The sequence below is a fragment of the Mycolicibacterium chitae genome, assembly GCF_900637205.1.
Taxonomy (GTDB): Bacteria; Actinomycetota; Actinomycetes; order Mycobacteriales; family Mycobacteriaceae; genus Mycobacterium; species Mycobacterium chitae.
Genome location: NZ_LR134355.1, coordinates 831,420 through 856,607 on the forward strand (window position 1 = coordinate 831,420; position 25,188 = coordinate 856,607).

General features: G+C 68.1%; 28 protein-coding genes and 1 pseudogene. 18 read left to right on the forward strand and 11 right to left on the reverse strand.

Translation table 11 applies throughout. From position 1 onward, the window contains the following. The 3 genes and pseudogenes from EL338_RS03985 (at position 1) to EL338_RS26105 (ending at position 1,013) form a co-directional block, all read left to right on the forward strand. The gene (locus EL338_RS03985; RefSeq protein WP_126336668.1) at positions 1-513 is read left to right on the forward strand and encodes an isoprenylcysteine carboxyl methyltransferase family protein; all 513 of its coding nucleotides are present in this window, start codon (positions 1-3) and stop codon (positions 511-513) included. Continuing rightward, positions 500-892 (forward strand): annotated as a pseudogene (locus EL338_RS03990) (NAD(P)/FAD-dependent oxidoreductase); the annotation flags it as partial. The gene EL338_RS03985 and the pseudogene EL338_RS03990, both read left to right, overlap by 14 nt. Further along, positions 870-1,013 carry a hypothetical protein gene (locus tag EL338_RS26105; protein WP_163792007.1) on the forward strand — a complete coding sequence of 48 codons (144 nt, stop codon included), beginning with the start codon at positions 870-872 and terminating at the stop codon, positions 1,011-1,013. The pseudogene EL338_RS03990 and the gene EL338_RS26105, both read left to right, overlap by 23 nt. Here the strand turns inward: EL338_RS26105 and eat are convergent. Next, complete coding sequence (gene eat / locus EL338_RS03995) at positions 1,010-2,443, reverse strand: ethanolamine permease (RefSeq protein ID WP_126332543.1); 1,434 nt, start codon at positions 2,441-2,443, stop codon at positions 1,010-1,012. The two genes, EL338_RS26105 and eat, sit on opposite strands and share 4 nt — an antisense overlap. Positions 2,444-2,739: 296 nt before the next feature. On the opposite strand from eat, the gene EL338_RS04000 reads away from it, so the two are divergent. The 10 genes from EL338_RS04000 to EL338_RS04045 are packed head-to-tail and all read left to right on the forward strand — an operon-like array spanning position 2,740 to position 10,509. Continuing rightward, positions 2,740-4,020, forward strand: a complete 1,281-nt coding sequence (locus EL338_RS04000) for a class-III pyridoxal-phosphate-dependent aminotransferase (RefSeq protein WP_126332544.1) — start codon at positions 2,740-2,742, stop codon at positions 4,018-4,020. Beyond that, positions 4,017-5,549 (forward strand): aldehyde dehydrogenase family protein, encoded by a 1,533-nt coding sequence (locus EL338_RS04005; RefSeq protein WP_126332545.1) that lies wholly within the window; start codon positions 4,017-4,019, stop codon positions 5,547-5,549. Before EL338_RS04000 ends, EL338_RS04005 begins: the two co-directional genes overlap by 4 nt. Before the next feature lie 5 nt (positions 5,550-5,554). Further along, positions 5,555-6,160, forward strand: coding sequence for a BMC domain-containing protein (locus EL338_RS04010; protein WP_126332546.1), 606 nt, complete (start codon positions 5,555-5,557; stop codon positions 6,158-6,160). After that, positions 6,157-6,642, forward strand: a complete 486-nt coding sequence (locus tag EL338_RS04015) for a hypothetical protein (protein ID WP_126332547.1) — start codon at positions 6,157-6,159, stop codon at positions 6,640-6,642. The genes EL338_RS04010 and EL338_RS04015 overlap by 4 nt, the downstream gene beginning before the upstream one ends. Then, a complete protein-coding gene (locus tag EL338_RS04020; protein ID WP_126332548.1) occupies positions 6,643-6,897 on the forward strand; it encodes a EutN/CcmL family microcompartment protein in 255 nt (84 codons plus the stop codon). Between the two features lie 24 nt (positions 6,898-6,921). Beyond that, positions 6,922-7,203, forward strand: coding sequence for a BMC domain-containing protein (locus EL338_RS04025; protein WP_126332549.1), 282 nt, complete (start codon positions 6,922-6,924; stop codon positions 7,201-7,203). A 10-nt stretch (positions 7,204-7,213) separates the two neighbouring features. Further along, a complete protein-coding gene (locus tag EL338_RS04030; protein WP_126332550.1) occupies positions 7,214-7,879 on the forward strand; it encodes a microcompartment protein in 666 nt (221 codons plus the stop codon). Continuing rightward, positions 7,879-8,874: a phosphotransferase enzyme family protein gene (locus EL338_RS04035; protein WP_126332551.1), complete on the forward strand. Its 996-nt coding sequence runs from the start codon at positions 7,879-7,881 to the stop codon at positions 8,872-8,874. Before EL338_RS04030 ends, EL338_RS04035 begins: the two co-directional genes overlap by 1 nt. Before the next feature lie 35 nt (positions 8,875-8,909). Further along, positions 8,910-9,689, forward strand: coding sequence for a 3-oxoacyl-ACP reductase FabG (fabG, locus tag EL338_RS04040; RefSeq protein WP_126332552.1), 780 nt, complete (start codon positions 8,910-8,912; stop codon positions 9,687-9,689). A 52-nt stretch (positions 9,690-9,741) separates the two neighbouring features. Then, entirely contained in the window at positions 9,742-10,509 is a 768-nt protein-coding gene (locus EL338_RS04045; RefSeq protein WP_126332553.1) for a GntR family transcriptional regulator, read from the forward strand. 276 nt (positions 10,510-10,785) lie between these two features. Here the strand turns inward: EL338_RS04045 and EL338_RS04050 are convergent, their stop codons facing one another. From EL338_RS04050 to EL338_RS04060, 3 genes are read right to left on the reverse strand one after another with little or no spacing between them, the layout of a single operon-like run. After that, positions 10,786-11,349, reverse strand: coding sequence for a TetR/AcrR family transcriptional regulator (locus tag EL338_RS04050; RefSeq protein ID WP_126332554.1), 564 nt, complete (start codon positions 11,347-11,349; stop codon positions 10,786-10,788). Next, complete coding sequence (ku, locus tag EL338_RS04055; RefSeq protein ID WP_126332555.1) at positions 11,346-12,263, reverse strand: non-homologous end joining protein Ku; 918 nt, start codon at positions 12,261-12,263, stop codon at positions 11,346-11,348. Before ku ends, EL338_RS04050 begins: the two co-directional genes overlap by 4 nt. Before the next feature lie 23 nt (positions 12,264-12,286). Further along, complete coding sequence (locus EL338_RS04060) at positions 12,287-12,505, reverse strand: hypothetical protein (protein WP_126332556.1); 219 nt, start codon at positions 12,503-12,505, stop codon at positions 12,287-12,289. A 35-nt stretch (positions 12,506-12,540) separates the two neighbouring features. Here EL338_RS04060 and EL338_RS04065 point away from each other — a divergent pair, with 35 nt between their 5' ends. Next, positions 12,541-14,802: an ATP-dependent DNA ligase gene (locus EL338_RS04065; protein ID WP_126332557.1), complete on the forward strand. Its 2,262-nt coding sequence runs from the start codon at positions 12,541-12,543 to the stop codon at positions 14,800-14,802. Here the strand turns inward: EL338_RS04065 and rnhA are convergent. From rnhA to EL338_RS04080, 3 genes are read right to left on the reverse strand one after another with little or no spacing between them, the layout of a single operon-like run. Next, positions 14,786-15,265, reverse strand: coding sequence for a ribonuclease HI (rnhA, locus tag EL338_RS04070; protein WP_126332558.1), 480 nt, complete (start codon positions 15,263-15,265; stop codon positions 14,786-14,788). The two genes, EL338_RS04065 and rnhA, sit on opposite strands and share 17 nt — an antisense overlap. Then, the gene (locus EL338_RS04075) at positions 15,262-17,130 is read right to left on the reverse strand and encodes a propionyl-CoA synthetase (protein WP_126332559.1); all 1,869 of its coding nucleotides are present in this window, start codon (positions 17,128-17,130) and stop codon (positions 15,262-15,264) included. Before EL338_RS04075 ends, rnhA begins: the two co-directional genes overlap by 4 nt. A gap of 41 nt (positions 17,131-17,171) precedes the next feature. After that, positions 17,172-18,038: a TIGR03619 family F420-dependent LLM class oxidoreductase gene (locus EL338_RS04080; RefSeq protein ID WP_126332560.1), complete on the reverse strand. Its 867-nt coding sequence runs from the start codon at positions 18,036-18,038 to the stop codon at positions 17,172-17,174. 51 nt (positions 18,039-18,089) lie between these two features. Here EL338_RS04080 and EL338_RS04085 point away from each other — a divergent pair, with 51 nt between their 5' ends. Continuing rightward, complete coding sequence (locus EL338_RS04085) at positions 18,090-18,542, forward strand: nitroreductase family deazaflavin-dependent oxidoreductase (protein ID WP_126332561.1); 453 nt, start codon at positions 18,090-18,092, stop codon at positions 18,540-18,542. On the opposite strand, the gene EL338_RS04090 is transcribed toward EL338_RS04085, so the two are convergent. Further along, positions 18,543-19,223, reverse strand: a complete 681-nt coding sequence (locus EL338_RS04090; RefSeq protein ID WP_126332562.1) for a DUF4873 domain-containing protein — start codon at positions 19,221-19,223, stop codon at positions 18,543-18,545. Then, complete coding sequence (locus EL338_RS04095) at positions 19,220-20,122, reverse strand: AurF N-oxygenase family protein (RefSeq protein ID WP_126332563.1); 903 nt, start codon at positions 20,120-20,122, stop codon at positions 19,220-19,222. Before EL338_RS04095 ends, EL338_RS04090 begins: the two co-directional genes overlap by 4 nt. A 146-nt stretch (positions 20,123-20,268) precedes the next feature. Here EL338_RS04095 and EL338_RS04100 point away from each other — a divergent pair, with 146 nt between their 5' ends. Both EL338_RS04100 and EL338_RS04105 read left to right on the forward strand, forming a co-directional pair. Then, positions 20,269-21,132 carry an Fpg/Nei family DNA glycosylase gene (locus tag EL338_RS04100; RefSeq protein WP_126332564.1) on the forward strand — a complete coding sequence of 288 codons (864 nt, stop codon included), beginning with the start codon at positions 20,269-20,271 and terminating at the stop codon, positions 21,130-21,132. 127 nt (positions 21,133-21,259) lie between these two features. After that, positions 21,260-21,595 carry a hypothetical protein gene (locus EL338_RS04105; protein WP_435404919.1) on the forward strand — a complete coding sequence of 112 codons (336 nt, stop codon included), beginning with the start codon at positions 21,260-21,262 and terminating at the stop codon, positions 21,593-21,595. Positions 21,596-21,665: 70 nt separating this feature from the next. Here EL338_RS04105 and pgi read toward each other — a convergent pair whose 3' ends face one another. Then, positions 21,666-23,315 carry a glucose-6-phosphate isomerase gene (gene pgi, locus EL338_RS04110; protein WP_126332565.1) on the reverse strand — a complete coding sequence of 550 codons (1,650 nt, stop codon included), beginning with the start codon at positions 23,313-23,315 and terminating at the stop codon, positions 21,666-21,668. A 28-nt stretch (positions 23,316-23,343) separates the two neighbouring features. On the opposite strand from pgi, the gene EL338_RS04115 reads away from it, so the two are divergent. Continuing rightward, positions 23,344-24,792, forward strand: a complete 1,449-nt coding sequence (locus EL338_RS04115; protein WP_126332566.1) for an NAD-dependent succinate-semialdehyde dehydrogenase — start codon at positions 23,344-23,346, stop codon at positions 24,790-24,792. A 59-nt stretch (positions 24,793-24,851) separates the two neighbouring features. Here EL338_RS04115 and EL338_RS04120 read toward each other — a convergent pair whose 3' ends face one another. Then, on the reverse strand, positions 24,852-25,112 hold the full coding sequence (locus tag EL338_RS04120; RefSeq protein ID WP_126332567.1) for a chorismate mutase: 261 nt from the start codon (positions 25,110-25,112) through the stop codon (positions 24,852-24,854). Positions 25,113-25,188: the final 76 nt, after the last annotated feature.

Sequence of the window (25,188 nt, forward strand, 5' to 3'; positions counted from 1 at the left end):
GTGTACTTCCTGCTGATCGCCGCGGTGGCGGCGGAACGGCTGGCCGAACTGATCGTCTCGAAACGCAACGCGCGGTGGGCGTTCGCCCACGGCGGCAAGGAATTCGGCCGCGGACACTATCCGGTGATGGTGATCATCCATGCCGGCCTGCTGATCGGGTGCGTGCTGGAGGTGTGGCTGCTGGACCGGCCGTTCGTGCCGTGGCTGGGCTGGACCATGCTGGCGGTGGTCGTGGCGGCGCAGGTGCTGCGCTGGTGGTGCATCGCGACGCTGGGCAAGCGGTGGAACACCCTGGTGATCGTGCTGCCCGAGGCACCGCTGGTGCGCAGCGGGCCGTACCGCTGGCTGCACCACCCCAACTATGTGGCCGTGGTGGCCGAGGGGATCGCGCTGCCGCTGGTGCACTCGGCCTGGATCACCGCGGTCGTCTTCACCGTGGCCAACGCGCTGCTGCTGACGGTCCGGATCCGGGTCGAGAACGCGGCCCTGGGTTACACCGATGCCCGACTATGACGCCGACCTGCTGATCGTCGGCGGTGGCCCCGGCGGGTTGGCCGCCGCGCTGCACGCACGGGCGCAGGGGCTTTCGGTCGTCGTCGCCGAACCTCGAACCGCGCCCATCGACAAGGCCTGCGGGGAGGGCCTGATGCCCGGTGGCCTGGCCGTGCTCGCCGAACTGGGGGTGGATCCGGTGGGGATGCCGTTTCGGGGCATCACCTATCTCGACGAGCGGCGTCGGGTCCAGGCCTGTTTCCGGGATGGTCCCGGGCGCGGCGTGCGGCGCACCACGCTGCACGCCGCCCTGGCGAGCCGGGCCAAAGAAGTTGACACCGAATGGATTCCGGCCCGGGTGACCGAGCTGCACCAGGATGCCGCCGGGGTGGCCGCGGCGGTGGCTGACCCGCGCGCTGGTGCTGGGCACCGCGACGAGGGCGGGCCGCGGTGCCGTCGTGCCGGCATCGGCGGCCCTGCCGTTCGTCTTCCGCGGTGCGGTCAACACCCTCGCGGGTTAGCGCAACTCGTCCTCGGCCTCGGCGAGGACGTTGAACTCCTCGTCGGGCGAGTTGGCGACCAGCCGGTGCCGGCTGTAGAGGGCGAAGTACAGCATGAAGCCGGCGAACACCGCCAGGGTGAACAGCGCCGCGGTGCTGTTGACCAGGAACGTGGCCACCACCGCCAGTACGGCGATGACCAGGGCGAAGCTGGTGGTCACGATGCCGCCGGGGGTCCGGTAGGGGCGGGGCATCTCCGGTTCGCGGATGCGCAGCACGATGTGGCTGATCATCATCAGCACGTAGCTGACCGCGGCCCCGAACACGGCCATGTTCAGCAGCAGGTCGCCCTGGCCGGTCAGCGACAGGATGAAGCCGATGGCACCGGGGATGACCAGTGCCAGGACCGGGGCCTTGCGGCGGTTGGTGATCGACAGCGCCTTGGGCAGGTAGCCGGCCCGCGACAGCGCGAACAGCTGACGGGAGTAGGCGTAGATGACGCCGAAGAAGCTGGCGATCAGGCCCGCGAGGCCGATGTAGTTGACGACCTTGGCCCAGCTGCTGTCGCCGAGCGCCTCGACCAGCGGGTTGCCGGACTCGGACATGGCCTCCGCGCCGCCGGCGCCGGTGGTCAGGATCAGCGACAGCGTCGCGGTGACCATCAGGACGCTGATACCGGCGATGATGCCGCGCGGCACGTTGCGCTCCGGGTTCGCGGTTTCCTCGGCGGCCAGCGGCACACCCTCGATGGCCAGGAAGAACCAGATGGCGAACGGGAACGCGGCCCAGATGCCCAGGTAACCGAAGGGCAGCATCGACGAGGCGCCCGCGGCGTCGGTGGGGACGATGTCGGTGAGGTTGGCGCTGTCGAACTGCCCGGCCGCCGCGACGAAGAAGATGATCAGGCCGATCAGGGCGATCGAGGTGATGACGAACATCAGCTTCAGGGCCTCGCCGATGCCGGACAGGTGGATGCCGATGAAGATGATGTACGCGGCCAGATAGACCCACCAACCATCGGTGATGCCAAAGAGATTCAGCGATTCGACGTACGCGCCGATGAAGGTCGCGATGGCCGCCGGCGCGATGACGTACTCGATGAGGATCGCGGTTCCGGTGGCGAATCCGCCCCATGGGCCCAGCGCGCGCCGGGCGAAGGTGTAGCCGCCGCCGGCGGTCGGGAGCGCGGCGGAAAGTTCGGCCATGCCCAGCACCATGGCCAGGTACATGCCGGCGATGATGACCACGGCGATGGCCAGGCCGCCGAAGCCACCCTGGCCCAGTCCGAAGTTCCAGCCGGAGTAGTCGCCCGAGACGACGTAGCTGACGCCCAGGCCGGCCAGCAGCAACCACCCCGCGGTGCCGCGTCTGAGCTCGCGTTTCTTCAGGTAGTCCTGCGATTCGACGTGGCTTTCCACACCGAAGCCGGTGTGTGGGTGGGGACTTGTCATCTAGGGACTCCTCAGGGTTTGTGCATGTGCGCGCCGCGCTATGGTGCACGTCACATCCAGAACAGTTGGATATTGGCACGACCAAATAGGTTGCCGCAACCCCTAGCGCGGTCCAGTTTTCCGGCGGGATGCAGGACCCTCTCTGCGGGCGACGACGATTAATGTTGGCAGTCCATCGCTTCCGCGAGGTAACACCGATGTAAACGGTGGTGTCGGTGAACGGGATCAATGGTCGTGGTTCGAGAACTTTCGTCGGAACCATTGCCATAAATGGACTATCCATTTATGGTGTGGGCATGTACGACTACGGCACGTTCGCCTTCGAGTCCAAAGCGCAGGTGCTGGACCGAGCCAAGACGTTCTGGAACCCGGACAAGACCCAGTTCTGGACGGATTCGGGCGTCGACCTGGTGATCGACCGCCGCGAGGCCTACTTCCTGTGGGACATGGGTGGGCGCCGCCTCATCGACATGCACCTCAACGGCGGCACCTACAACCTCGGGCACCGCAATCCCGAAGTGATGCAGGCGATCTCGGAGGGCATGACGCACTTCGACGTCGGCAACCACCACTTCCCTTCGGTGGCCCGCACCGCGTTGGCGCAGCGGTTGATCGAGTCCGCGCCGGCCTCCCTGAAGAAGGTGGCGTTCGGTTCCGGCGGCGGCGAGGCGATCGACATAGCGCTCAAGAGCGCCCGGCACGCCACCAAGCGCCGCAAGATCGTCTCGATCGTCAAGGCGTACCACGGCCACACCGGCCTGGCGGTGGCCACCGGCGACGACCGGTTCGCCAAGATGTTCCTGGCCGACCAGCCCGACGAGTTCATCCAGGTCCCATTCGGTGACGTCGCCGCCATGGAGCAGGCCCTGGCCGGCAACGACGTCGCCGCGGTGATCATGGAGACCATCCCGGCGACCTACGGTTTCCCGCTGCCACCGCCCGGTTACCTCGAGGCGGTCAAGGGGATCACCGAGAAGTACGGCGCCCTCTACATCGCCGACGAGGTGCAGACCGGACTGATGCGCACCGGCGAGATGTGGGCCATCACCAAGCACGGCATCGAGCCCGACATCATGGTGACCGGCAAGGGCCTGTCCGGTGGCATGTATCCGATCACCGCGGCGCTGCTCAGCGATCGGGCCGCGCAGTGGCTCGACGAGGACGGGTTCGGCCACATCTCCACCTTCGGCGGCGCCGAACTGGGCTGTGTGGCGGCCATCAAGACCCTCGAGATCAGCGGCCGCCCCGAGGTGCGGTCGATGGTGCACTACATTTCCGACATCTTCGACCAGGGGCTGCGGCGCATCCAGGCCGACTACCCGGACTGGTTTGTCGGCATCCGGCAGAACGGCGTGGTGATCGGGTTGGAGTTCGACCATCCCGAGGGTGCCAAGTTCGTGATGCGTGAGCTTTACGAGAACGGGGTGTGGGCGATCTTCTCGACCCTGGATCCCCGTGTGCTGCAGTTCAAACCGGGCCTTCTGCTCGCACGGGAACTGTGCGAGGACGTCCTGGACCGCCTCGAAGTCGCGGTGGGCCGGGCGCGGGTGGCCGCCACCGGACGGAGATCTCGATGACCAGCATTGCGCAGGCCGGCCAGGTGCTGGAGCGGGCCCGTTGGGCCGCCGCCGCCTACGCCGAGTACGACCAGGCGGCGGTGACGGCGATCGCCACTGCCGTCGCCGACGCCGGATACGCGGAGGCCGAGCGGTTCGCCGCCGAGGCCGTCGCCGAGACCGGTATGGGTGTGGTCGCCGACAAGGTGATCAAGAATCAGGCCTGCTCGCGCGGGATCCTGGACCACTACCGCGGCGAGGACTTCGTCTCGCCCCGGGTCGACGCCGCCCGCAAGATCGTGGAGATCCCGCGGCCGGCCGGGGTGGTGCTGGCGCTGACCCCGACCACCAATCCGGTGTCCACCGTGTACTTCAAGGTGCTGCTGGCGCTGCTGACGCGCAACGCGGTCGTCGTCGCGCCGCACCCGCGGGCCAAGCGCTGCTCGGCGGATGCGGCCCGGCTGCTGGCCGACGCCGCGGTGGCCGCCGGCGCGCCCGACGGGATCGTGCAGGTGCTCGACGAACCGTCCATCGAGCTGACCCAGGCCATGATGGCCGACGACCGCACCGACGTCATCGTCGCCACCGGCGGCACGGGTGTGGTCCGCGCGGCCTACTCGTCGGGCAACCCCGCGCTGGGCGTCGGGCCCGGCAACGTGCCGGTGTTCGTCGACGCGAGTGCCGATGTGGCCGCCGCGGCCCGGCGGATCGTCGACAGCAAGGCCTTCGACAACTCGGTGCTGTGCACCAACGAATCCGTGCTGATCGCCGAGGAGGCCATCGCCGACAAGCTGCGTTCGGAGCTGACCCGCGCCGGGGCACACATCCTCGACGAGGACGGCGCGCGGCGGCTGCGGGCCTACATGTTCGCCGACGGTCACCTCAACACCGAGGTGGTCGGCCGCGACGCCAGCTGGATCGCCGGCCAGGCCGGCCTGCGGGTCACCCCGAAGACGCGGGTGCTGATCGCGCCGTTCGACGACGTCATCACCGAGGAGATGCTGGCCCACGAGAAGCTCTCGCCGGTGCTGGGCATGACCACCGCGGTGGACGCGAGCCGCGGCATCCGGGCCGCGCGGGCCGTGGTGCGGATCGGTGGAGCCGGGCACTCGGCGGCCATCCACAGCGAGAACCCGTCCGTCATCACCGATTTCACCGTCCAGGTGCCGGTGCTGCGGGTGTCGGTCAACGTCGGCAACAGCACGGGCAGCTCCGGACTGGACACCAACCTGGCGCCGTCGATGACCATCGGCACCGGATTCGTCGGTCGCAGCTCCATCGGCGAGAACCTGCAGCCGCACAACCTGATCAACTGGGCGCGCATCGCCTACAACAGCGCCGCCGACGTGCCGATGGGCGACTTCACCGGGATCAACCCGTGGCAGCCGCCGGCCGGACCGGTGCCGCAGTACCCGCGGGCGTCCAACGACCGGGGCGGGCAACCGATCGTGACCCCGACGGCTCGGCCGTCCGACCCCAACCTGGACGCGCTGCGCGCCGAACTGCGGGCACTGGTCGTCGAAGAACTCGCTCAACTGATCAAGAGGTGACAGCTGTGGCCGAATTGCGTTCCTTCATCTTCATCGATCGTCTGCAGCCGCAGACCATGTCCTACCTGGGTACCTGGATCAAGGGTGCGCTGCCGCGGGCCAACATGGCCGCCCAGATCATCGAGGTGGCTCCCGGCCTGGACATCGAGGGCGTCACCGACGTCGCGCTCAAGCACGCCGAGGTCAAGGCCGGAATCCTGGTGGTGGAGCGCCAGTTCGGGTATCTGGAGTTCCACGGCGAGACCGGCGCGGTCAAGGCCGCGGCCGACGCCGCGCTCGACTCGCTGGGTGGGGACATCGACGCCGCGGTGCGCCCGACCATCCTGGCCTCGCGGATCATCTCCAGCATCGATCATCAGCACGCCTTCCTGATCAACCGCAACAAGATCGGGTCGATGGTGCTGCCCGGCGAATCGCTGTTCGTGCTGGAGGTGCAGCCCGCGTCGTATGCCATCCTGGCCACCAACGAGGCCGAGAAGGCCGCCGACATCAAGGTCGTCGACTTCCGGATGATCGGTGCCACCGGGCGGGTGTACCTGTCGGGCACCGAGGCCGATGTCCGCCAGGCCGCCGACGCCGCCCGCGACGCACTGCTGCGGAGCGCCCCGTGAGCATCGACCGCAACGAGTTGCGCGCGCTGGTCCGGGAGGTGGTGCGCGACGCGGTGGCCGGCCTGAACCTGCCGCCCCGATCGGCCCCTCCTGCGTCGGTCCCGCCGCCGGCCACGGTTGCCGAGCAGATCGGGGTCGAGCCCACCGGGCCGCGCGCCGTCGACGGTAAGAACCGGACCGAGACGGTGCGGCTGACCAACGACGCCGATCTGGACGGATTCGTCCGGAAGTTGTTGCGGCTGTTCGAAAACCCGAAAACCCGCGCCGACCTGAAGGCCGGACGGCTACGGTTCGGCCTGGCGGGCGTCCCCGGGACTGCCGGGGGAGGTGCGACCCACCGCATCGATCGGGGTGCGGTCACCGAACGCCACATCGCCGACCTGGCCGGCGGCACCCTGGTGCTGGGCCGCCGCGCGGTGCTGACCCCGCTGGCCCGGGAGAAGGCCCGCGCCATGGGAATCACGATCGAGAAGGAGCGCTAAATGATCGCAGCCACTGTGACGGGCAACGTGTGGGCGTCGCGGCGCATCGAGGGCATCCCGGCCGGGGCCTTCCTGGAAGTCCAGGTCGACGGCACCGACACCCGGATGATCGCGTTCGACGTCCTGGGCAGCGGCGTGGGCGAACGCGTCCTGATCGCCCAGGGCTCGGTCGCCGCCAACTGGTTCACCGGGACTCCGCCGCCGGTCGACGCCCTGATCATCGGATCCATCGACAGCAACCCCAGCGGTTCGTAGCCGCACAACAAATAAGGAGAAATCATGTCCAGCAACGCAATCGGGCTGATCGAGACCAAGGGCTACGTGGCTGCGCTCGCCGCCGCCGACGCCATGGTGAAGGCCGCCAACGTCACCATCACCGACCGTCAGCAAGTCGGCGACGGTCTGGTCGCCGTCATCGTCACCGGTGAGGTGGGTGCGGTCAAGGCCGCCACCGAGGCCGGTGCCGAGACCGCCGCCCAGGTCGGCGAACTGGTGAGCGTGCATGTGATCCCGCGGCCGCACAACGAGCTCGGGGCGCATTTCTCGGTCGCCGCAAAGTAGCAGGCGCACAATGGTTGCGCCCGACAGCAAGGTCGAAACAGCACAACGCACCGACATTCGGGTGTACCTGCTGGTGGAGGACCTGCAACAGCAGTTCGCCGGCTACCTGGGTACACCCACGCGCGCCCGCGGCTATCCGCCTTACCAGGGTGAGCACGCGCTGATCGTCGAGGTGTCACCCGCTCTCGCCATCGAGCGGGTGATCGATCTGGCGTTGCGCGAGGTTCCGGAGATCCAGCCCGGAATCCTCTATGTGGAGCGGCAGTTCGGCGTCCTGGAGATCCACTCGGCCAGCCTGGCCGACGTGCAGCGGGCCGGTGAGGCGATCCTGGCCGGCACCGGCAACAAGGCCGCCGATCAACTGCGGCCGCGGGTGCTCTACCACGACATCATCACCGACATCACCGATCAGCACGCGGTGATCCTGAACCGGAACCGGCAGGCGTCAATGATCCTGCCGGGCCAGTCACTGCTGGTCTACGAGATGACCCCGGCGTTGTTCGCGGCGGTGGCCGCCAACGAGGCCGAGCGGGCCGCGCCCGGCCTCACCCTCGTCGACGTGCAGATGATCGGCGCCGCGGGGCGGCTCTACATCAGCGGCAGCACCGCCGATGTCACCGTGGCACGGGACCGGATCACGGAGGTGCTGGCCAACATCGAAGGGCGGGACCACTGATGAGCAGTGACAACGGCGTGATCGCCGACGACATCGATGTCGCTCGGCGGGCCCTCGTCGAATACGACATGTCGGCGGAGGCGTCGCTGCAGCTGCTGAACCTGTCGGAGAACGCCACCTACCTGGTCGACGACGGCGGCACCAAGTCGATCCTGCGGGTGCACCGGCGCAACTACCACCGGGCGCACGAGATCGAGTCCGAGCTGGACTGGCTGCAGGCGCTGCAGGTCGACAGCGACATCTCGGTGCCCACGGTGCTGCCGGCCCGCGACGGACGTCGGCTGGTCACCGTGACCGACGGCGGGGTCGACCGGTACGTCGTGCACTTCGACATGATCGGCGGCGCCGAACCCGACGAGGACTCGCTGACGGTCCACGACTTCCACACCCTCGGGACCATCACCGCTGGGCTGCACGAACATTCGCGGGGCTGGCAGCGCCCGGAAGGCTTCGGCCGGTTCTCCTGGGACTGGGAGCACAGCCTGGGCGATCAGCCGCGGTGGGGCCGCTGGACCGACGCCCAGGGTGTGGGTGCGGCCGAGACCGAGGTACTCGGGCGGGCGCAGGCGCTGTTGAAGCAGCGGCTCGACGAGTACGGCAGCGGACCGGAGCGCTACGGCCTGATCCACGCGGACCTGCGGCTGGCCAACCTGCTGGTCGATCCGCCCGAGATCACCGTGATCGATTTCGATGACTGCGGATTCGGCTGGTATTTCTACGATTTCGGCACCGCGGTGTCGTTCATCGAGGACGATCCGGCGCTGCCCGAGTGGCAGGAATCCTGGGTCGCCGGATACCGCACACGTCGGGAGATGTCCGCCGCGGACGAGGAGATGCTGGCGTCCTTTGTGCTGCTGCGCCGGCTGCTGTTGCTGGCGTGGATGGGCAGCCATGCGCACTCGCGCGAATCTGCCACCAAGGCAATCAGTTACGCGGCCGGCAGCTGTGCGCTGGCCGAACACTATCTGAGTTCCAACGGCCGGCGCCTGTACTGAGCCTGGCCGACCACTTCTGGAGAAGGAGTTCGAAAATGTTCACTTCGCTCGCAGGCCGCACGGCCATCGTCACCGGTGGCAGCAAGGGTATCGGCCGCGGTATCGCGGAGACGTTCGCCAACGCGGGGGTCAACGTGGTGATCACCGGACGCAATCAGGCCGACCTGGACCGCAGCGTCGCCGATCTGGCCGACGCACCGGGGAAGGTCAGCGCCTGCCAGGCCGACGTGGCCAACCCGGAGGACTCGCGGCGTGTGGTGGCCGAGGCCGTGCAACGCCACGGTGGCGTCGACATCGTGTGCGCCAACGCCGGTATCTTCCCGTCGGCGCGGCTCGAGGACCTCTCGCCCGAGCAACTCGAGGAGGTCCTCGCCGTCAACTTCAAGGGCACCGTGTACATCGTGCAGGCCGCGCTGGCGGCCCTGACCGACAGCGGGCACGGCCGCGTCGTCATCACCTCGTCGATCACCGGGCCCATCACCGGCTACCCGGGCTGGTCGCATTACGGCGCCAGCAAGGCCGCCCAGCTGGGCTTCCTGCGGACCGCCGCGATGGAGCTGGCCAACAAGAACATCACCGTCAACGCCGTGCTGCCGGGCAACGTCATGACCGAGGGCCTGGACGGAATGGGTCAGGATTACCTGGACCAAATGGCCGCGACGGTGCCCACCGGACGCCTGGGCACGGTCGCCGACATCGGCAACGCGGCGCTGTTCTTCGCCACCGACGAGGCCAGCTACATCACTGGTCAGAGCCTGGTTGTCGACGGCGGACAGATTCTGCCGGAGTCCCAGCAGGCACTCGCCGAACTCTGAATCGGCTAGCTAAGATTTGGCGGTACCAATTGGCCGTCAGGGAGGGGGAGCCGTGTCCGGTCACAGCGAGGAGTTGCGTCGGCGGATCGTCGCCGACATCAACGCCGGGGCGTCCGGCGAGAAGCTCGGCAGCGAACGGGACCTGGCGGAGAAGTACGGAACCAGCCGCTCGAGCCTGCGCCAGGTGCTGGCCGCGCTCGAGGAAGCCGGCCTGGTGCACCGCGTGATCGGCCGCGCCGGGGGCATTTTCATCAGCCACGGCCAGGTCGAGCGCAGTCTGTCCGACGTCGTCGGGGTGCCGGCATTTCTCACCAGCCAGGGCTACGTCGCGGGAACCCGGGTGCTCTCGACCCGCATCACGCCGGCCGAACCGCCCGCCCAGACCGCCTTGGGAATCTCCGAGAATGACTACGTCGTCGAGATCCAGCGGCTGCGCCTGGCCGACGGCTCGCCGATCTCGCTGGAGAACGCCCAGTTCCCCGCCGACAGCTTCCCCGGTCTGTTGGAGCAGCAGTTGGGCGGCTCGATCTACGAAATCCTGGAAACCCATTACGATTTCGTCACCGGCCGCGCCGAGGAACGGATCGAGGCCGTCAATGCCACCGGCAGCGAGGCCGCCTTGCTGGGCATCAAGCCGGATGCGGCGCTGCTGCTGATCACCCGCGTGACCTACGACCAAAAAGGTACGCCGTGTGAGTACTCCCGGGACCTGTTCCGCGGCGACCGCACGGCCTTGGCGGTCACGGCCAAGGGGTGGGGTATCGCCGCCGACGCGGACGTCAACACCGCATCGGTGAGCCTGCAGCAGCAGGCCGGTTAAGCCACAGCTAGTCCCAGCTAACGGACCGCTAACGGCGGATCAACCGTGGACCAGCCTGCCCGGGTAGCAGCGGGGCGTCTCCGGACGGTCTCTCGATGAAATGGCGTCATCCTCGGGTGACGGATATCCACAGGGTGACTGACGGGCCCGCCCCAGCTGTGTATGACCGTCACCCCGAGGTGACGCGTTTCGGTCGAGGAGCCGCGTGGAGAGCAGCGAACCCTGGCGAAAGAGGACTCCACCAGACGCCTGAGAACAGGCCGCCGACTATTGCGGTTAAGCCGGGGACAACAGCCGGGGCAGGATGGCCTCGAGATCGCGCAACGGTTGTACCGACTTCGCCGCGCGGGCCTGCAACAGCGCGCCCTCGATGGCGCTGATCACCACCGATGCGGTGCGAGCGCTATCGCGCTGACCTGCCGCACGCAGCGTGGTATCGAGTCGCGTGCGCAGGCCGGCGAAGGCGTCGGCGGCCGCGGCTGTGATCGCCGGTTCGTCGGGGCCGGCCAGCGCGGCCGCGGCGATCGGGCAGCCGGCTCGAAAGTCCGAGTCCTCCAATTCGGCGACCCAACCGGCGATCATGGCCCGCAGCACCGCGGCCGGATCCCCGGTCTCGGCCAGCCGGTCGACGCGGGCGGCGACCACCGCCCCCGCGGTCTCGGTGGCGGCCACCATGAGCTCCTGTTTACCGCCGGGAAAGTGCTGGTAGATCGAGTTGCGTGCGGCGGAGCTGCGCCGGAGCAGATCCGACAGCCCGGTCGCGTGAACGCCGCGCTCCTGCACCATCGCGATGGCCGTGCTGATCAGCCGCTCCCGCGGCCCGGGTCTGACCGCGCTCATTTCTTTGCGGTCTTCTTCGCGGGTGCTTTCTTGGCCGCGGTTTTCTTGGCGGGGGCCTTCTTGGCGGCTTTTTTCGCCGGGGCCTTCTTCGCCGGGGCCTTCTCAGAATCGGAAGACCCGCCGCCGCGCCGCTTCTGGACGCTGGCCTCGAGCTTGGCCAGCAGATCGGAGACATCGTCGGCCTCGTCGAGCGCCGTCGGCTGTTCCTCCACGGTGAACGCCTCGCCGCCTTCGAGTTTGGCCTCGACCAGCTCGCGCAGCTGCTCCTGATAGTCGTCCCGGAACTGATCGGGGTTGAAGTCGTCGGCCATCGACTCGACCACCTGGCCGGCCATCTTCAACTCCGCCGGTTTGATCTCCACCTTGGTGTCGAGCACCGGGAAGTCCGGATCGCGGATCTCGTCGGGCCACAGCAGGGTGTGGATGGTCATGACCTCACGCTTGTTGATGTCCATCACCCGCAGCGCGGCCAGCCGGGTCTTGTTGCGCAACGCGAAATGCACGATCGCGATGCGGTCGGTCTCGGCGAGGGTCTTGGCCAGCAGCACATAGGACTTCGTCGACTTGGTGTCGGGTTCCAGAAAGTAGCTGCGGTCGTACATGATCGGGTCGATGTCGCTGGCCGGGACGAACTGCATGACCTCGATCTCGCGGCTGCGCTCCTCGGGCAGCGTCGCGATGTCCTCGTCGGTGATCACCACGCTGCGGCCGTCGTCGGACTCGAACGCACGGGCGATGTCGCGGTATTCGACCACCTCGCCGCATTCCTCGCAGACCCGTTTGTACCGGATCCGGCCGTTGTCCTTGGCGTGGACCTGATGGAACTTCAGGTCGTGGTCTTGGGTGGCGCTGTAGACCTTGACCGGGACATTCACCAGGCCAAAGGCAATCGAACCCTTCCAGATGGACCGCATTTCTCCAGTATGGACTAACGGGTCTACCCGGACGTCGGATCGAGTCCCAGCGGGATCTCGGGATCGGCCCCCGGACTGTGGTCGTGGGTGAACACCTGCGACGGGGCGACCTTGCACGAATTGTCCATCGGCGATTGATCGCCCGAGCACCAGGGCAGCAGATTGTCCGGATCGGCCGAGGCCGCGGACGCGCCCAACACTGCCATCATCACGGCGGCCAGCAACACAGCGGCGCGTGCCATACCCGCCACGCTAGCAAGGTATACGTTGGACTTCGATGGGATCGCGGGAATCGCAGGTCAGGCTGACCAACGCCGACAAGGTGCTGTACCCGGAGACCGGCACCACCAAGGCCGAGGTCTTCGACTACTACATCGCCGTCGCCCAGGTCATGCTGCCGCACATCGCCGGTCGCCCCGTCACCCGCAAACGCTGGCCCAACGGCGTCGAGCAGGGCGACTTCTTCGAGAAGCAACTCGCGTCGTCGGCGCCGCAGTGGTTGAGCCGCGGCAGCGTGACGCACCGATCGGGCACCACCACCTATCCGATCATCGACAGCGTCGACGGCCTGGCCTGGGTCGCCCAGCAGGCCGCCCTGGAAGTGCACGTGCCGCAATGGCGTTTCGTCGACGACAAACCGGGCCCGGCCACCCGCATCGTCTTCGACCTCGATCCCGGCGAGGACGTCGGGATGGACCTGATCTGCACGGTGGCCCGCGAGGTGCGCGCCCTGATGGACGACATCGGGCTGCGGACCTTCCCGCTGACCAGCGGCAGCAAGGGCATTCATCTGTATGTGCCGCTCGACGAGCCGGTCAGCTCGCGCGGCGCGTCGGTGTTGGCCAAACGCGTTGCGCAGCAATTGGAACAGGCGATGCCCAGGCAGGTCACCGCCACCATGACCAAGAAGCTGCGGGCGGGCAAGGTCTTCGTGGACTGGAGCCAGAACTCGGCGGCCAAGACCACGATCGCGCCGTACTCCATGCGCGGGCGGGCCCAGCCGACGGTCGCCGCACCCCGCACCTGGGACGAGCTCGACGATTCGGAACTGCGGCAGCTGCGCTTCGACGAGGTGCTCGACCGGGTCGCGCGCGACGGGGATCTGCTCGAGGGACTCGACGGCGCGGTGCCGATGCCGGACCGATTGACCACCTACCGATCGATGCGCGACGACACCCGCACCCCGGAGCCTGTGCCGTCGGCCAAACCCGCTGTGGGGGAGAACAACACGTTCGTCATCCAGGAACACCACGCCCGACGGCTGCACTACGACTTCCGGCTGGAACGCGACGGGGTGCTGGTGTCCTGGGCGATACCCAAGAATCTGCCCGAGAGCCCGTCGGTCAACCACCTGGCCGTGCACACCGAGGACCACCCGCTGGAGTACGCGACCTTCGAGGGCACCATCCCGAAGGGGGAGTACGGCGGCGGCAAGGTCATCGTGTGGGATTCGGGTACCTACGAGGCCGAGAAGTTCCGCGATCCGCCCGAGCCCGGACAGAAGGGCGAGGTGATCGTCACACTGCGCGGGAACAAGGTGTCCGGCCGGTACGCGCTGATCCAGACCGACGGCAAGAACTGGTTGGCGCACCGCACCAAGGATCAGCCGCAGCCGCTGCCGTCGGATCTGGCGCCCATGCTGGCGACCCACGGTTCGGTCGCCAAGCTCAAGGCCACCCAGTGGGCGTTCGAGGGCAAGTGGGACGGGTACCGGCTGCTGTTCGACTCCGACCACGGGACGCTCGCGCTGCGTTCGCGCAGCGGCCGCGACGTCACCAAGGAGTATCCGCAACTGCGTTCCCTGGCCGCCGATCTCGCCGAGTACCACGTGCTGCTCGACGGCGAGGTGGTCGCGCTCGACGAACACGGCGTGCCCAACTTCGGCGAGATGCAGAACCGGGCCCGGGCCACCCGGATCGAGTTCTGGGCCTTCGACCTGCTGCACCTCGACGGCCGCTCGTTGCTCAACGTGAAGTACCGCGACCGGCGCAAGCTGCTCGAGACCCTGGCCGACGGGACGAATCTGATTGTCTCCGAGCGGATCCCCGGCGACGGCGCCGAAGCGCTGCAGTACTCGGCGGAGCAAGGCTGGGAGGGGGTGATCGCCAAGAAATGGGATTCGACGTATCAGCCCGGTCGCCGGTCGGCGGCGTGGATCAAGGACAAGAACTGGTACACCCAGGAGATCGTGATCGGCGGTTGGCGTCAGGGGGAGGGTGGCCGATCCACCGGCATCGGGGCGCTGCTGATGGGAATCCCCGCCGAGGACGGGTTGGATTTCGTCGGTCGGGTCGGCACCGGGTTCACCGACAAGGAACTGGGCAAGCTCAAGAAGCTGCTGGCGCCGTTGCACACCGACGAATCCCCGTTCAACACCCGGCTTTCCGGGCCTGATGCCCGCGGCGTCACGTTCGTCGAGCCCACCGTCGTCGGTGAGGTGCGGTACGGGCAGTGGACCTCGGACGGCCGGCTGCGGCATCCCAGTTGGCGCGGGCTGCGGCCGGACAAGTCGCCGGCGGAGGTCAGACGCGAGCCGTGAGCGCGGCCGCGTCGATCGCTTCCTGCATCCCGCGGGTCGCCAGCACGTCGGCCAGTTCGTTGTCGGTGACCCCCGAATGGCCCTTCACCCAGAACCACTCGACCTCGTGGCGCGCGCACGCCGCCTGCAACCGCTGCCACAGGTCGACGTTCTTCACCGGTTGCTTCGCGGCGGTCAGCCAGCCGTTGCGGGCCCAGCCGTGCACCCACTTGGTGATGCCGTTGCGGACGTAGGTGCTGTCGGTGTAAAGGTGCACGACCACGGGTCGGGTCAGCGCCTCGAGGGCCATGATCGGCGCGGTCAGTTCCATCCGGTTGTTGCTGGTCTGACCGGCCTCCCCGCCGAACAGTTCGCGCACGTGGTGGCGCTGGCGCAGCACCGCGCCCCAGCCGCCGGGGCCGGGGTTCGGGCGGCAGCCACCGTCGGTGTGGATGACCACTGGATCGTCGAGGGACTCGCTCACCCCAGGATTCCCTTCAGCGCATCGAGCACCGCGGGGTCCTCGATGGTCGACGGCACCGGCTCGTCGCGCCCGGCGGCGATGCCCCGCAGCGTCTTGCGCAGGATCTTGCCGGAGCGCGTCTTCGGCAGGCCCGGCACCACGTCGACCAGACGGAACGTCGCCACTGCACCGATCTCCTTGCGCACCAAGGCAATCAGTTCATCGGCCAGGCCCTCGGCCGCCGCGCCGGACTTCAGCACCACCAGCCCGCGCGGCGCCTGCCCCTTGATCTCGTCGGCGACGCCGATCACCGCGCATTCGGCCACTGCCGGATGGGTCGCCAGCACCTCCTCGATCGCCCCCGTCGACAGCCGGTGCCCGGCCACGTTGATGACGTCGTCGATGCGGCCCATGACGAACAGGTAGCCGTCCTCGTCGAAGCGGCCGCCGTCGCCGGTCAGGTAGTAGCCCGGATGCTCGGACAGATACGACGCCTCATAGCGGTCGTCGGCGTTCCACAGCGTCGGCAGCGTGCCGGGCGGAAGCGGCAGCCGGATGCAGATCGCGCCGTCCTGACCGGTCTCGCACCGGCTGCCGTCGTCGGCCAGGATGTGGATGTCATAGCCCGGCATCGGCTTGGTGGGGGATCCCGCCTTGACCGGAAACTGTTCCAGGCCCATCGGATTGGCGGCGATGGCCCAGCCGGTCTCGGTCTGCCACCAGTGGTCGATCACCGGGATCCCGAGGTTCTTCACCGCCCAGTGGTAGGTGTCGGGATCCAGGCGCTCGCCGGCGACATACAGGTACTTCAGCCCGGAGAGGTCGTAGCGGGCCAGGTGCTCGGCGTTGGGGTCCTCCTTGCGGATGACGCGGATGGCCGTGGGCGCGGTGAACAGTGCCTTCACGTTGTGCTCGCTGATCACCCGCCAGAACGCACCCGGGTCGGGGGTGCCGACGGGCTTGCCCTCGTAGAGCACCGTCGTCGCCCCCAGAAGCAAAGGCGCATAGACGATGTAGGAGTGGCCGACCACCCAGCCCACGTCGGAGGCGGCCCAGAAGACCTCGCCGGGGGCAATGTCGTAGATGTTGCGCATGCTCCACAGCAGCGCCACCGCGTGCCCGCCGTTGTCGCGGACGATCCCCTTGGGCTTGCCGGTGGTTCCCGAGGTGTACAGGACGTAGAGCGGATCGGTGGCGGCCACCGGCACCGGCGCCGCCGGTTCGGCCTCGGCCAGCAGGGCGTCCCAATCCAGATCGCGGCCGTCGACCATCGAACACCGCTGCCGTTCGCGCTGCACCACGACGCAGTGCGCGGGTGGATGCTCGGCCATGTCCAGTGCCTCGTCGATCATCGGCTTGTACTCGACGATCCGGGACGGCTCGATGCCGCACGACGCGGTCACCACCACGCTGGGCCGGACGTCGTCGATGCGCACCGCCAGTTCGTGCGGGGCGAAGCCGCCGAACACCACCGAGTGCACCGCGCCCAGCCGCGCGCAGGCCAGCATGGCGATGACGGCCTCGGGGATCATCGGCATGTAGATGACCACCCGGTCGCCCTTGCCGACGCCGAGCCCCCGCAACGCGCCGGCGCACCGTGCCGTCGCGGCGAGCAACTCGGAGTAGGTGTAGGTGCGCTTGGTGTCGGTCACCGGCGAGTCGTAGATCAGCGCGGCCTGATCGCCGCGCCCGGCCTCGACGTGCCGGTCCAGCGCGTTGGCGCAGGTGTTGAGTTCGGCGTCGGGGAACCAGCGGTAGAACGGCGGGTTGGTGTCGTCGAGAATGCGTTGCGGTTCCCGCGTCCAGGTCACCGCTCGGGCGGCCTCACCCCAGAATCCGGCCGGGTCGGCGATGCTCGCGCCGAACGCCTCGCTGTATGCGCTCATGACGGAACCGTACAACGCCGAGGTGGGCGGTCGTGCGCCGATTACACCTTGCTGATGACCTTCTCGGCGAAGCGCTCGAGGTTGCGGATCTTGTCGTCGAGCGGTTCGGTGTCGCGGCCCACGATGTAGGGCAACCGGAAGCCGACGATGACGTCGGTGACGCCCTTGTCCTCGAGGCGTTTGATGCCGTCGGCGGTGTAGGCGTCGGCGGAGATGACGTGGATCTCAAAATCACCGGTACTGCCGGCTTCCGCGCGGTAGCGGGCGAGCTTGGCCAACAGTTCGTCGAGTTCCTCCGGGCCACCGCCGCCGTGCATCCAGCCGTCGTTGCGCGCCGCGCGGCGCAGCGCCGCATCGGCGTGACCGCCGATCAGGATCGGGATCGGCTTCGTGGGCGCCGGGGACATCTTGGTCTTCTCGATGTCGTAGAACTCGCCGTGGTATTCGAAGTACTCGCCGGTGGTCAGGCCGCGGATGATGTCGATGCACTCGTCCATCCGCTTTCCCCGCCGGGCGAACGGCACGCCCATCAGGTCGTAATCCTCGGGCCAGGGGCTGGTGCCCACGCCGAGGCCCAGACGGTTGTCGAACATCGCGGCCAACGAACCGGCCTGCTTGGCCACCAGCGCGGGTGGCCGGATGGGCAGCTTGAGCACGAAGAAGTTGAACCGCAGCGTCGTGGTGACCGCGGACAGCGCCGAGGCCAGGACGAACGTCTCGATCATCTCCTTGTCCTCGAGGAACTCGCGGTTGCCGTCGGGCGTGTAGGGGTACTTCGCGTCGGACTCGGCCGGATAGGCGACGCTGTCGGCCAGCGTCATCCCGTGGTAGCCGGCCGCCTCGGCCGCCTTCGCCAGCGGTATGTAGTAGCTGGAGTCCGTCATGGCTTCCGCATAGGTGAATCGCATGACAGCGATACTAGAACACGTTCTAGTTTTGCCTGGGTCTAACGTGGAAATATGCCCACGACATTGGCGGGCCGACTGTTGCGCACGCGGTGGCTGGTGCGCGCGCCGCTCGCGCTGTACCGCGCCCGACTGGGCTTCCTGCTGGGGCACCGCATGCTGATGCTCGAGCACCGCGGCCGCAAGACCGGGTTGCCGCGGCAGGTGGTCCTGGAGGTCACCGACCGGCCCGGCCCGGACCGCTACGTGGTGGCCTCGGGACTGGGAAAGACGTCCCAGTGGTATCGCAATGTGCTGGCCGACCCGGAGGTCAAGGTCAGCGTCGGGGGTCGGCGTGAGGTGCCCGCCACCGCGCGGGCCATGACCCCCGAGGAGTCGGCACGGACGCTCGCGGAGTATCAGCGCCAGCACCGGATCGCCTGGCGGTTCCTCGGGCCGGTGATGCAGGAGGCGCTGGGCACCGACGACCTGGCGGTGCCCATGGTGGAACTGACGCTGGAGGAGTGATCAGTCGATGGCGAACGGTGGCGCGCCCACCCCGGTGACGGTGTAACCGCCCCACGGGGTGCGCTCCATCACCCGCGCCGGTGCGCTGCTGCCGGTGGTCGACACCGTCACCGAGCGCTGCTTGGTCAGCACCTCGTCGGGCAGTTCGCCGGCGATCGATCCGCGCCAGTGGTAGCGGCCGTCGATCGCGTCGAGATGGCCGGACAGCCGCGCGTGCACGGCGATGTCCCCCTCGGCCAGCGTCAGGGTGGCGGCGCCGTCGTACACGTGCTCGTCGGTGGGAATCGAACCCGTCAGGTAGAACTTGGTCGCCAGTGCTCGCAATGGTCTGCGCCGCAACTGGATCCGCGCCCTGGCCTCGATGCGCGTGGACCCGGAGCGCCGCAGCAACTCCAGGCAGTGGGCCACCAGGCGGGACTGCGCCGTGGTGTCGGGGCCGGGAATGCGGAAGTAGTTCGGCATGCCGTGGACGGCGATCGTGGGCTCGGTCGACGGCCGGGTGTCGATCAGGATGCGGGCGCTGATGCAGCGCCCGTCGGCGGTGGTCAGGCTCCAGCTGTCGGTGCCGGCGTCGAACCGCGCATCGCGCAGGCGGGCCTGATCAGCCGGCACCTCGATGGCGCTGATCGCGCTCAACTCCGGGCCGAGGTCGCAGACTCGCCCCAGGACAATGGATGTCACAGGAAGCCGGCCCGGCGCCACATCCACCGCCCGAACCGGCCCATCAGGCCGATGTCCTCGAAGAACTCCGCCAGCGGGGCGAAGGCCGACACGCACTTGTCCCGGAAATGCGGGTTCGATCGGGCCACCCGGCGCATCCGCTTGCCGTCGAGTCCCACCCGGGAGTACTGGATGGGCAGGGTGAACAGCATCCGGTAGAACGGTCCGCCGGCACCGTGCACGTTGGCCAGCAACATCTTTCGATACCACGGCATGACCGGCACCGTCTTGCGCAGCCCGTCGCGGGCGAACTGGATGTGGCGGGCCTCCTCGGTGACATGAATCCGCATGAGGCGCTGCACGATCGGCTGCAGGTCGGGGTCCTCCAAGGTCTGCCGCTGCAACGCGTCGAACAGTTCCTCGCCGACCAGTGCCGCGCCCCACAGCAGCGGCCCGCGGAACACCAGCGGCAGCGAGTTGATGATCATGCGCCGAAACAGCTTGGGCCGCACCGGGGTCCCGCCCACCCGCTCGATGGTCTTACCGAACATGATCATGTGCCGGGTCTCGTCGCCCAGTTCGGTCAGCGCGTAGTGGGTGGTCTTCGCGGTCGGGTTGCGGTGCATCAGGTCGCGCAGCAAGGCCTGGTTGAGGATGTTCTCGAACCAGATGCCCGCCGAGAGGACGTTGACCAACTCCTGCCGGGACAGGTCGATCTGCTGGGACCGGCTCAGCGCCTCCCATTCCGGGGTGCCGTAGAGGGTGACCATCTGCGGGGGCAGGAAGAACTTGTCCGGGTCGATCGGCGCGTCCCAGTCGATGTCGACGACGGGCTCGTAGGACCGCTTGACCGAGCCCTTCAGCAGGCGTTCGGCGAATTCCTCACGGCTGGGCGGTGACTGTGGCAGTGACGTGGTCATGGGCGACGGGAGTCCCTTCGTGTGACGTCCGTTGACCTGAAGGTTAGACCGCTTTGGAATAAAGTCAATACCGGCGGTACCGGGTACTTTGAAATCGTTATCGCAGCGCCCGTGACATGCGCCGACGGGCTCGGCAGACTGTACGAATGCCCGAATTACCCGAGGTGGAAGCCCTGGCCGAGTACCTGCGCGGCAACGCCGTGGGCCGGCCGGTGGGCCGCATCGACGTGGCGGCCCTGTCGGTGCTCAAGACCTTCGATCCGCCGCTGACCGCGCTGTACGGCCAGGCGGTGACCGGCGCGAGTCGCTGGGGCAAGTACCTGGGCCTTCAGGTCGGTGACCTATACCTGATCACGCATCTGTCGCGGGCGGGTTGGCTGCGGTGGTCCGACAACCTCACCGCCACTCCGCTCAAGCCCGGGAAGGGGCCCATCGCGCTGCGGGTGCACCTCGGAACACCCGGCGCGGCACCGGGATTCGACCTGACCGAGGCCGGCACCCAGAAACGATTGGCGGTGTGGCTGGTCGACGACCCGACGAAGGTCCCCGGCATCGCCAACCTCGGCCCGGACGCGCTGTCGCTGGGTCCGCAGGACCTGGCCTCGGTGTTGAAGGGCAATACCGGGCGGCTCAAGACCGTGATCACCGATCAGAAGGTGATCGCCGGCGTCGGCAACGCCTACAGCGACGAGATCCTGCACGTGGCGAAGCTGTCGCCGTTCGCGACCGCCGGCAAGTTGACCGAGGCGCAACTCGGCGCGCTGCACGACGCGCTGATCTCGGTGCTCACCGACGCCGTAGGGCGCTCGGTGGGGCAGCAGGCTGCGACGCTGAAGGGCGAGAAGCGCTCGGGGTTGCGCGTGCACGCCCGCACCGGTCTGCCGTGCCCGGTCTGCGGGGACACCGTGCGCGAGGTGTCCTTCGCCGACAAGTCTTTCCAGTACTGCGCGAAGTGTCAGACCGGCGGCAAGGTGCTGGCGGATCGACGGATGTCGAAGCTGCTCAAGTAGGAATCTGGAGTCAGAGGTTTCTCGCCGCCGACCCCGGGGTAGACCAAGCGGCATGAAACTCTCAGCATTGACCCCAGCACTGTATGCCGGCGCCGCTGCTGCGGCCTTCGCTTTCGCCCCGGTGGCCATGGCCACGCCGGCCCCGCCGCCGTGCGTCAACCCGGACGGCACTGCGTGTGCCGACATCGGCACCGCGGGTCCCGGTGGAGCGGCCGGGCAGATCCCCGGCGGCCCCGGTGGTGAGGCCGGTCCCGGTGGCGCCAGCGGCGCGATTCCCGGTGGCCCCGGCGGAGCGGCCGGACCCGAGGGCGCGACGGGCAGCATTCCCGGTGGTCCCGAGGGCACTGCCGGTCCCGGTGGCGCCGCGGGCAGCATCCCCGGCGGGCCTGCCGGCACGGCCGGACCTGACGGCGCCGCGGGCTGCATCCCCGGTGTCGGCTGCGCCACCATCCCGGCACCCTGATCGGTGACCGGTAGTTAGACCCCTCCAAGTCGGACGCGGCCGTGCTGAAGCGCGGTCGCGTCCGCTTTGGTCACTGGGCTCGGCCGCGTTCGGCGCGGTAGCGGCGCACCAGGGCGTCGGTGGAGCTGTCGGACTGGGCCTGTGGGGCGGCGTCGTCGGTGAGGACCGGCAGCAACGAATTGGCCTGGGTCTTGCCCAACTCGACGCCCCACTGGTCGAACGAGTCGATGCCCCAGATCACCCCTTCGGTGAACACCTGATGCTCGTAGAGGGCGATGAGCTGGCCCACCGTCGACGGGGTGAGGCGATTGGCCAGGATCGAGGTCGACGGCCGGTTGCCCGGCATCACCTTGTGTGGCACCACCTGCGGCGAAGTCCCCTCGGCGGCAATCTCTTCGGCGGTCTTGCCGAACGCCAGCACCTTCGTCTGGGCGAAGAAGTTGCTCATCAGCAGGTCGTGCATCGAGCCGGCGCCGTCGGCGGTGGGCAGATCATCGGTGGGTTGGGAGAACCCGATGAAATCCGCCGGCACCAACCGGGTGCCCTGATGCAGCAGCTGATAGAACGCGTGCTGGCCGTTGGTGCCCGGCTCGCCCCAGAAGATCTCCCCGGTATCGGTGGCCACCGGGCTGCCGTCGGCACGCACCGACTTGCCGTTGGACTCCATCGTCAGCTGCTGCAGATAGGCCGCAAATCGCGACAGGTCGTTCGAATACGGCAACACCGCACGCGATTGCGCGCCAAAGAAATTCGAATACCACACGCCGATCAGGCCGAGCAGCGCCGGCGCGTTGGCCTCCAGCGGCGCGGTGCGGAAATGCTCGTCGACAATGTGGAATCCGGACAAGAAATCGGCGAAGTGCTCGCGGCCGATCGCGGCCATCACCGACAGCCCGATCGCCGAGTCCACCGAGTACCGCCCGCCGACCCAGTCCCAGAAGCCGAACATGTTCGCGGTGTCGATGCCGAACTCTTCGACCAGCTTCGCGTTGGTCGACACCGCCACGAAATGCTTGCTCACCGCGTCCTCGCCGAGGGCGTCGGTCAGCCAGCGCCGCGCCGCGGTCGCATTCGTCAACGTCTCCAACGTCGAAAACGTCTTGGACGCAACGATGAACAGCGTGCTGGCCGGATCCAAACCGGCCAGCGTGGCCACCAGATCGGCCGGATCGACGTTGGACACGAACCGCGCCGAGATCCCGGCGTCGGCGTAATGGCGCAACGCGTCGTAGACCATCACCGGACCCAGATCCGAGCCGCCGATGCCGATGTTCACCACGGTCGTGATGCGCTCACCCGTGGCCCCGGTCCAGTCCCCGGACCGCAACCGGTCGGTGAACTCGCCCATCCGGTCCAGCACCGCGTGCACGTCGGCGACCACGTCCTGACCGTCGACCGTCAGGTTCGCCGCGCGCGGCAACCGCAGCGCGGTATGCAACACCGCGCGGTCCTCGGAGGTGTTGATGTGCTCCCCGGCGAACATCGCATCGCGGCGCGCCTCGAGCCCGGCCGCGCGCGCCAAATCGGTGAGCAACCGCAACGTCTCGCGGTCGACCCGGTGCTTGCTGTAGTCGATGTAGAGGTCACCGACGGTCAGCGCCAGTTCCCGGCCGCGTTCGGGATCCGCGTCGAAGAACTCCCGCAAATGGGTGTCACCGACCTGCTCGTGATGACGAACCAACGCCGCCCAAGCAGGCGATTGTGTGACCTCGGTAACCATGTTCTCGACCTTAGTGAATGATGGGGGGATGGACACCACCAAGCTGCTGTCATCGGTACCGACGGGCCTGTGGATCGGGGGTGTCGAACGCGAAGCCGCGGCGCAGTTCGACGTCTTCAACCCCGCGACCGGTGAAGTGCTCACCCAGGTGGCCGACGCCACTGTCGCCGACGGGATCGCCGCCGTGGAGGCGGCGACGGCCGTGCAGGACGACTGGGCCGCCACCCCGCCGCGCGAGCGCGGCGAGATCCTGCGTTCGGTCTTCGAGACCATCACCGCCCATGCCGACGACATCGCCGCGCTGATGACCCTCGAGATGGGCAAGGTGCTCGCCGAGAGCAAGGGCGAGGTCAAGTACGGCGCCGAGTTCTTCCGCTGGTTCGCCGAGGAGGCCGTGCGCATCGACGGCCGCTACACCGGCAGCCCCGCGGGCACCGGCCGCATCCTGGTGAGCAAGGCGCCGGTGGGGCTCTGCTACGCGATCACCCCGTGGAACTTCCCGCTGGCCATGGGCACCCGCAAGATCGGTCCCGCCGTGGCCGCCGGTTGCACGATGATCGTCAAGCCGGCCCAGGAGACGCCGCTGACCATGCTGCTGCTTGCCAAGCTGATGGACGAGGCCGGGCTGCCCAAGGGCGTGCTGTCGGTCCTGCCGACCTCCAAGCCCGGCGATCTGACCGGCGCCCTGATCGACGACGGACGGCTGCGCAAGCTGACCTTCACCGGCTCCACCGGCGTCGGCAAGGCCCTGGTCAAGCAGTCGGCCGACAAGCTGCTGCGGACCTCGATGGAACTCGGCGGCAACGCGCCGTTCATCGTGTTCGACGACGCCGATCTGGACGCCGCGGTCGACGGCGCGATCCTGGCCAAGATGCGCAACGGCGGCGAGGCCTGCACGGCGGCCAACCGCTTCCACGTCGCCAACCCCGTGCGGGCCGAGTTCACCGAGAAGCTGGTCAAGCGGATGAGCGAGTTCACCCTGGGGGACGGGCTGAAGGACGGCTCCACGCTGGGGCCGCTGATCAACACCAAGCAGGTCAAGACCGTCGAGGACCTGGTGTCCGACGCGGTGGCCAAGGGTGCGACGGTGGCCGTGGGCGGCGTCGCACCGGAGGGGCCGGGCAATTTCTACCCGGCCACGGTGCTCACCGACGTCGCACCCGAATCACGCATCCTCAAGGAGGAGGTGTTCGGGCCCGTCGCGCCGATCGTGGGGTTCGACACCGAGGAGGAGGCCATCGCGGTGGCCAACGACACCGACTACGGCCTGGCGGCCTACATCTACACGCAGTCCCTGGACCGGGCGCTGCGGGTGGCCGAGGCCATCGAATCGGGGATGGTCGGCGTCAACCGCGGGGTGATCTCGGACGCGGCGGCGCCGTTCGGCGGCATTAAGGAGTCCGGCTTCGGGCGCGAGGGCGGTATCGAGGGCATCGAGGAATACCTCGACACCAAGTACATCGCCTTCACCCAGTAGCGAATTCGGTGCGCTGGGTTGCGCTCACCGCGCCTTAGCGCACCGAAATCCCAGGTAGATCAGTGGCCGAGGCGGCCGCGGCCCATGCGCAGCAGCAGCATGGCCAGGTCCTTGCCGTCGGGGCCGAGCGTGCTGTAGCGCTCGATGACCTTCATCTCCCGGCTGTGCACCAGCCGCGTGCCGCCGGAGGCCATCCGGGCCTTGCCGATCAGCTTGGATACCTCGGTGCGCCGCTGCACCGCGGCCAGGATCTCGGCGTCCAGCCGGTCGATCTCGCCGCGCAGGGCATCGACGTCGGTCTCGGTGCTGTCCACGCTCATTGCGTCATCCTCTGCCTACTCGCTGTTGCCCGTAGAGAAAATCGCCACCGCGCATCGAGCACCAATCGAGTGTGCC

Coding starts and splice junctions, on each gene's coding strand:
- EL338_RS04030 (WP_126332550.1), top strand. CDS start 7,214: ATGGTTGCGCCCGACAGCAAGGTCGAAACAGCACAACGCACCGACATT.
- EL338_RS04095 (WP_126332563.1), bottom strand. CDS start 20,122: ATGACCACGTCACTGCCACAGTCACCGCCCAGCCGTGAGGAATTCGCC.
- EL338_RS04080 (WP_126332560.1), bottom strand. CDS start 18,038: ATGCGATTCACCTATGCGGAAGCCATGACGGACTCCAGCTACTACATA.
- EL338_RS04100 (WP_126332564.1), top strand. CDS start 20,269: ATGCCCGAATTACCCGAGGTGGAAGCCCTGGCCGAGTACCTGCGCGGC.
- EL338_RS04120 (WP_126332567.1), bottom strand. CDS start 25,112: ATGAGCGTGGACAGCACCGAGACCGACGTCGATGCCCTGCGCGGCGAG.
- EL338_RS04105 (WP_435404919.1), top strand. CDS start 21,260: ATGGCCACGCCGGCCCCGCCGCCGTGCGTCAACCCGGACGGCACTGCG.
- EL338_RS04035 (WP_126332551.1), top strand. CDS start 7,879: ATGAGCAGTGACAACGGCGTGATCGCCGACGACATCGATGTCGCTCGG.
- EL338_RS04085 (WP_126332561.1), top strand. CDS start 18,090: ATGCCCACGACATTGGCGGGCCGACTGTTGCGCACGCGGTGGCTGGTG.
- EL338_RS04005 (WP_126332545.1), top strand. CDS start 4,017: ATGACCAGCATTGCGCAGGCCGGCCAGGTGCTGGAGCGGGCCCGTTGG.
- EL338_RS04000 (WP_126332544.1), top strand. CDS start 2,740: ATGTACGACTACGGCACGTTCGCCTTCGAGTCCAAAGCGCAGGTGCTG.
- EL338_RS04065 (WP_126332557.1), top strand. CDS start 12,541: ATGGGATCGCGGGAATCGCAGGTCAGGCTGACCAACGCCGACAAGGTG.
- EL338_RS26105 (WP_163792007.1), top strand. CDS start 870: ATGCCGCCGGGGTGGCCGCGGCGGTGGCTGACCCGCGCGCTGGTGCTG.
- EL338_RS04075 (WP_126332559.1), bottom strand. CDS start 17,130: ATGAGCGCATACAGCGAGGCGTTCGGCGCGAGCATCGCCGACCCGGCC.
- ku (WP_126332555.1), bottom strand. CDS start 12,263: ATGCGGTCCATCTGGAAGGGTTCGATTGCCTTTGGCCTGGTGAATGTC.
- EL338_RS04050 (WP_126332554.1), bottom strand. CDS start 11,349: ATGAGCGCGGTCAGACCCGGGCCGCGGGAGCGGCTGATCAGCACGGCC.
- EL338_RS04115 (WP_126332566.1), top strand. CDS start 23,344: ATGGACACCACCAAGCTGCTGTCATCGGTACCGACGGGCCTGTGGATC.
- fabG (WP_126332552.1), top strand. CDS start 8,910: ATGTTCACTTCGCTCGCAGGCCGCACGGCCATCGTCACCGGTGGCAGC.
- EL338_RS04025 (WP_126332549.1), top strand. CDS start 6,922: ATGTCCAGCAACGCAATCGGGCTGATCGAGACCAAGGGCTACGTGGCT.
- EL338_RS04060 (WP_126332556.1), bottom strand. CDS start 12,505: ATGGCACGCGCCGCTGTGTTGCTGGCCGCCGTGATGATGGCAGTGTTG.
- EL338_RS04020 (WP_126332548.1), top strand. CDS start 6,643: ATGATCGCAGCCACTGTGACGGGCAACGTGTGGGCGTCGCGGCGCATC.
- eat (WP_126332543.1), bottom strand. CDS start 2,443: ATGACAAGTCCCCACCCACACACCGGCTTCGGTGTGGAAAGCCACGTC.
- pgi (WP_126332565.1), bottom strand. CDS start 23,315: ATGGTTACCGAGGTCACACAATCGCCTGCTTGGGCGGCGTTGGTTCGT.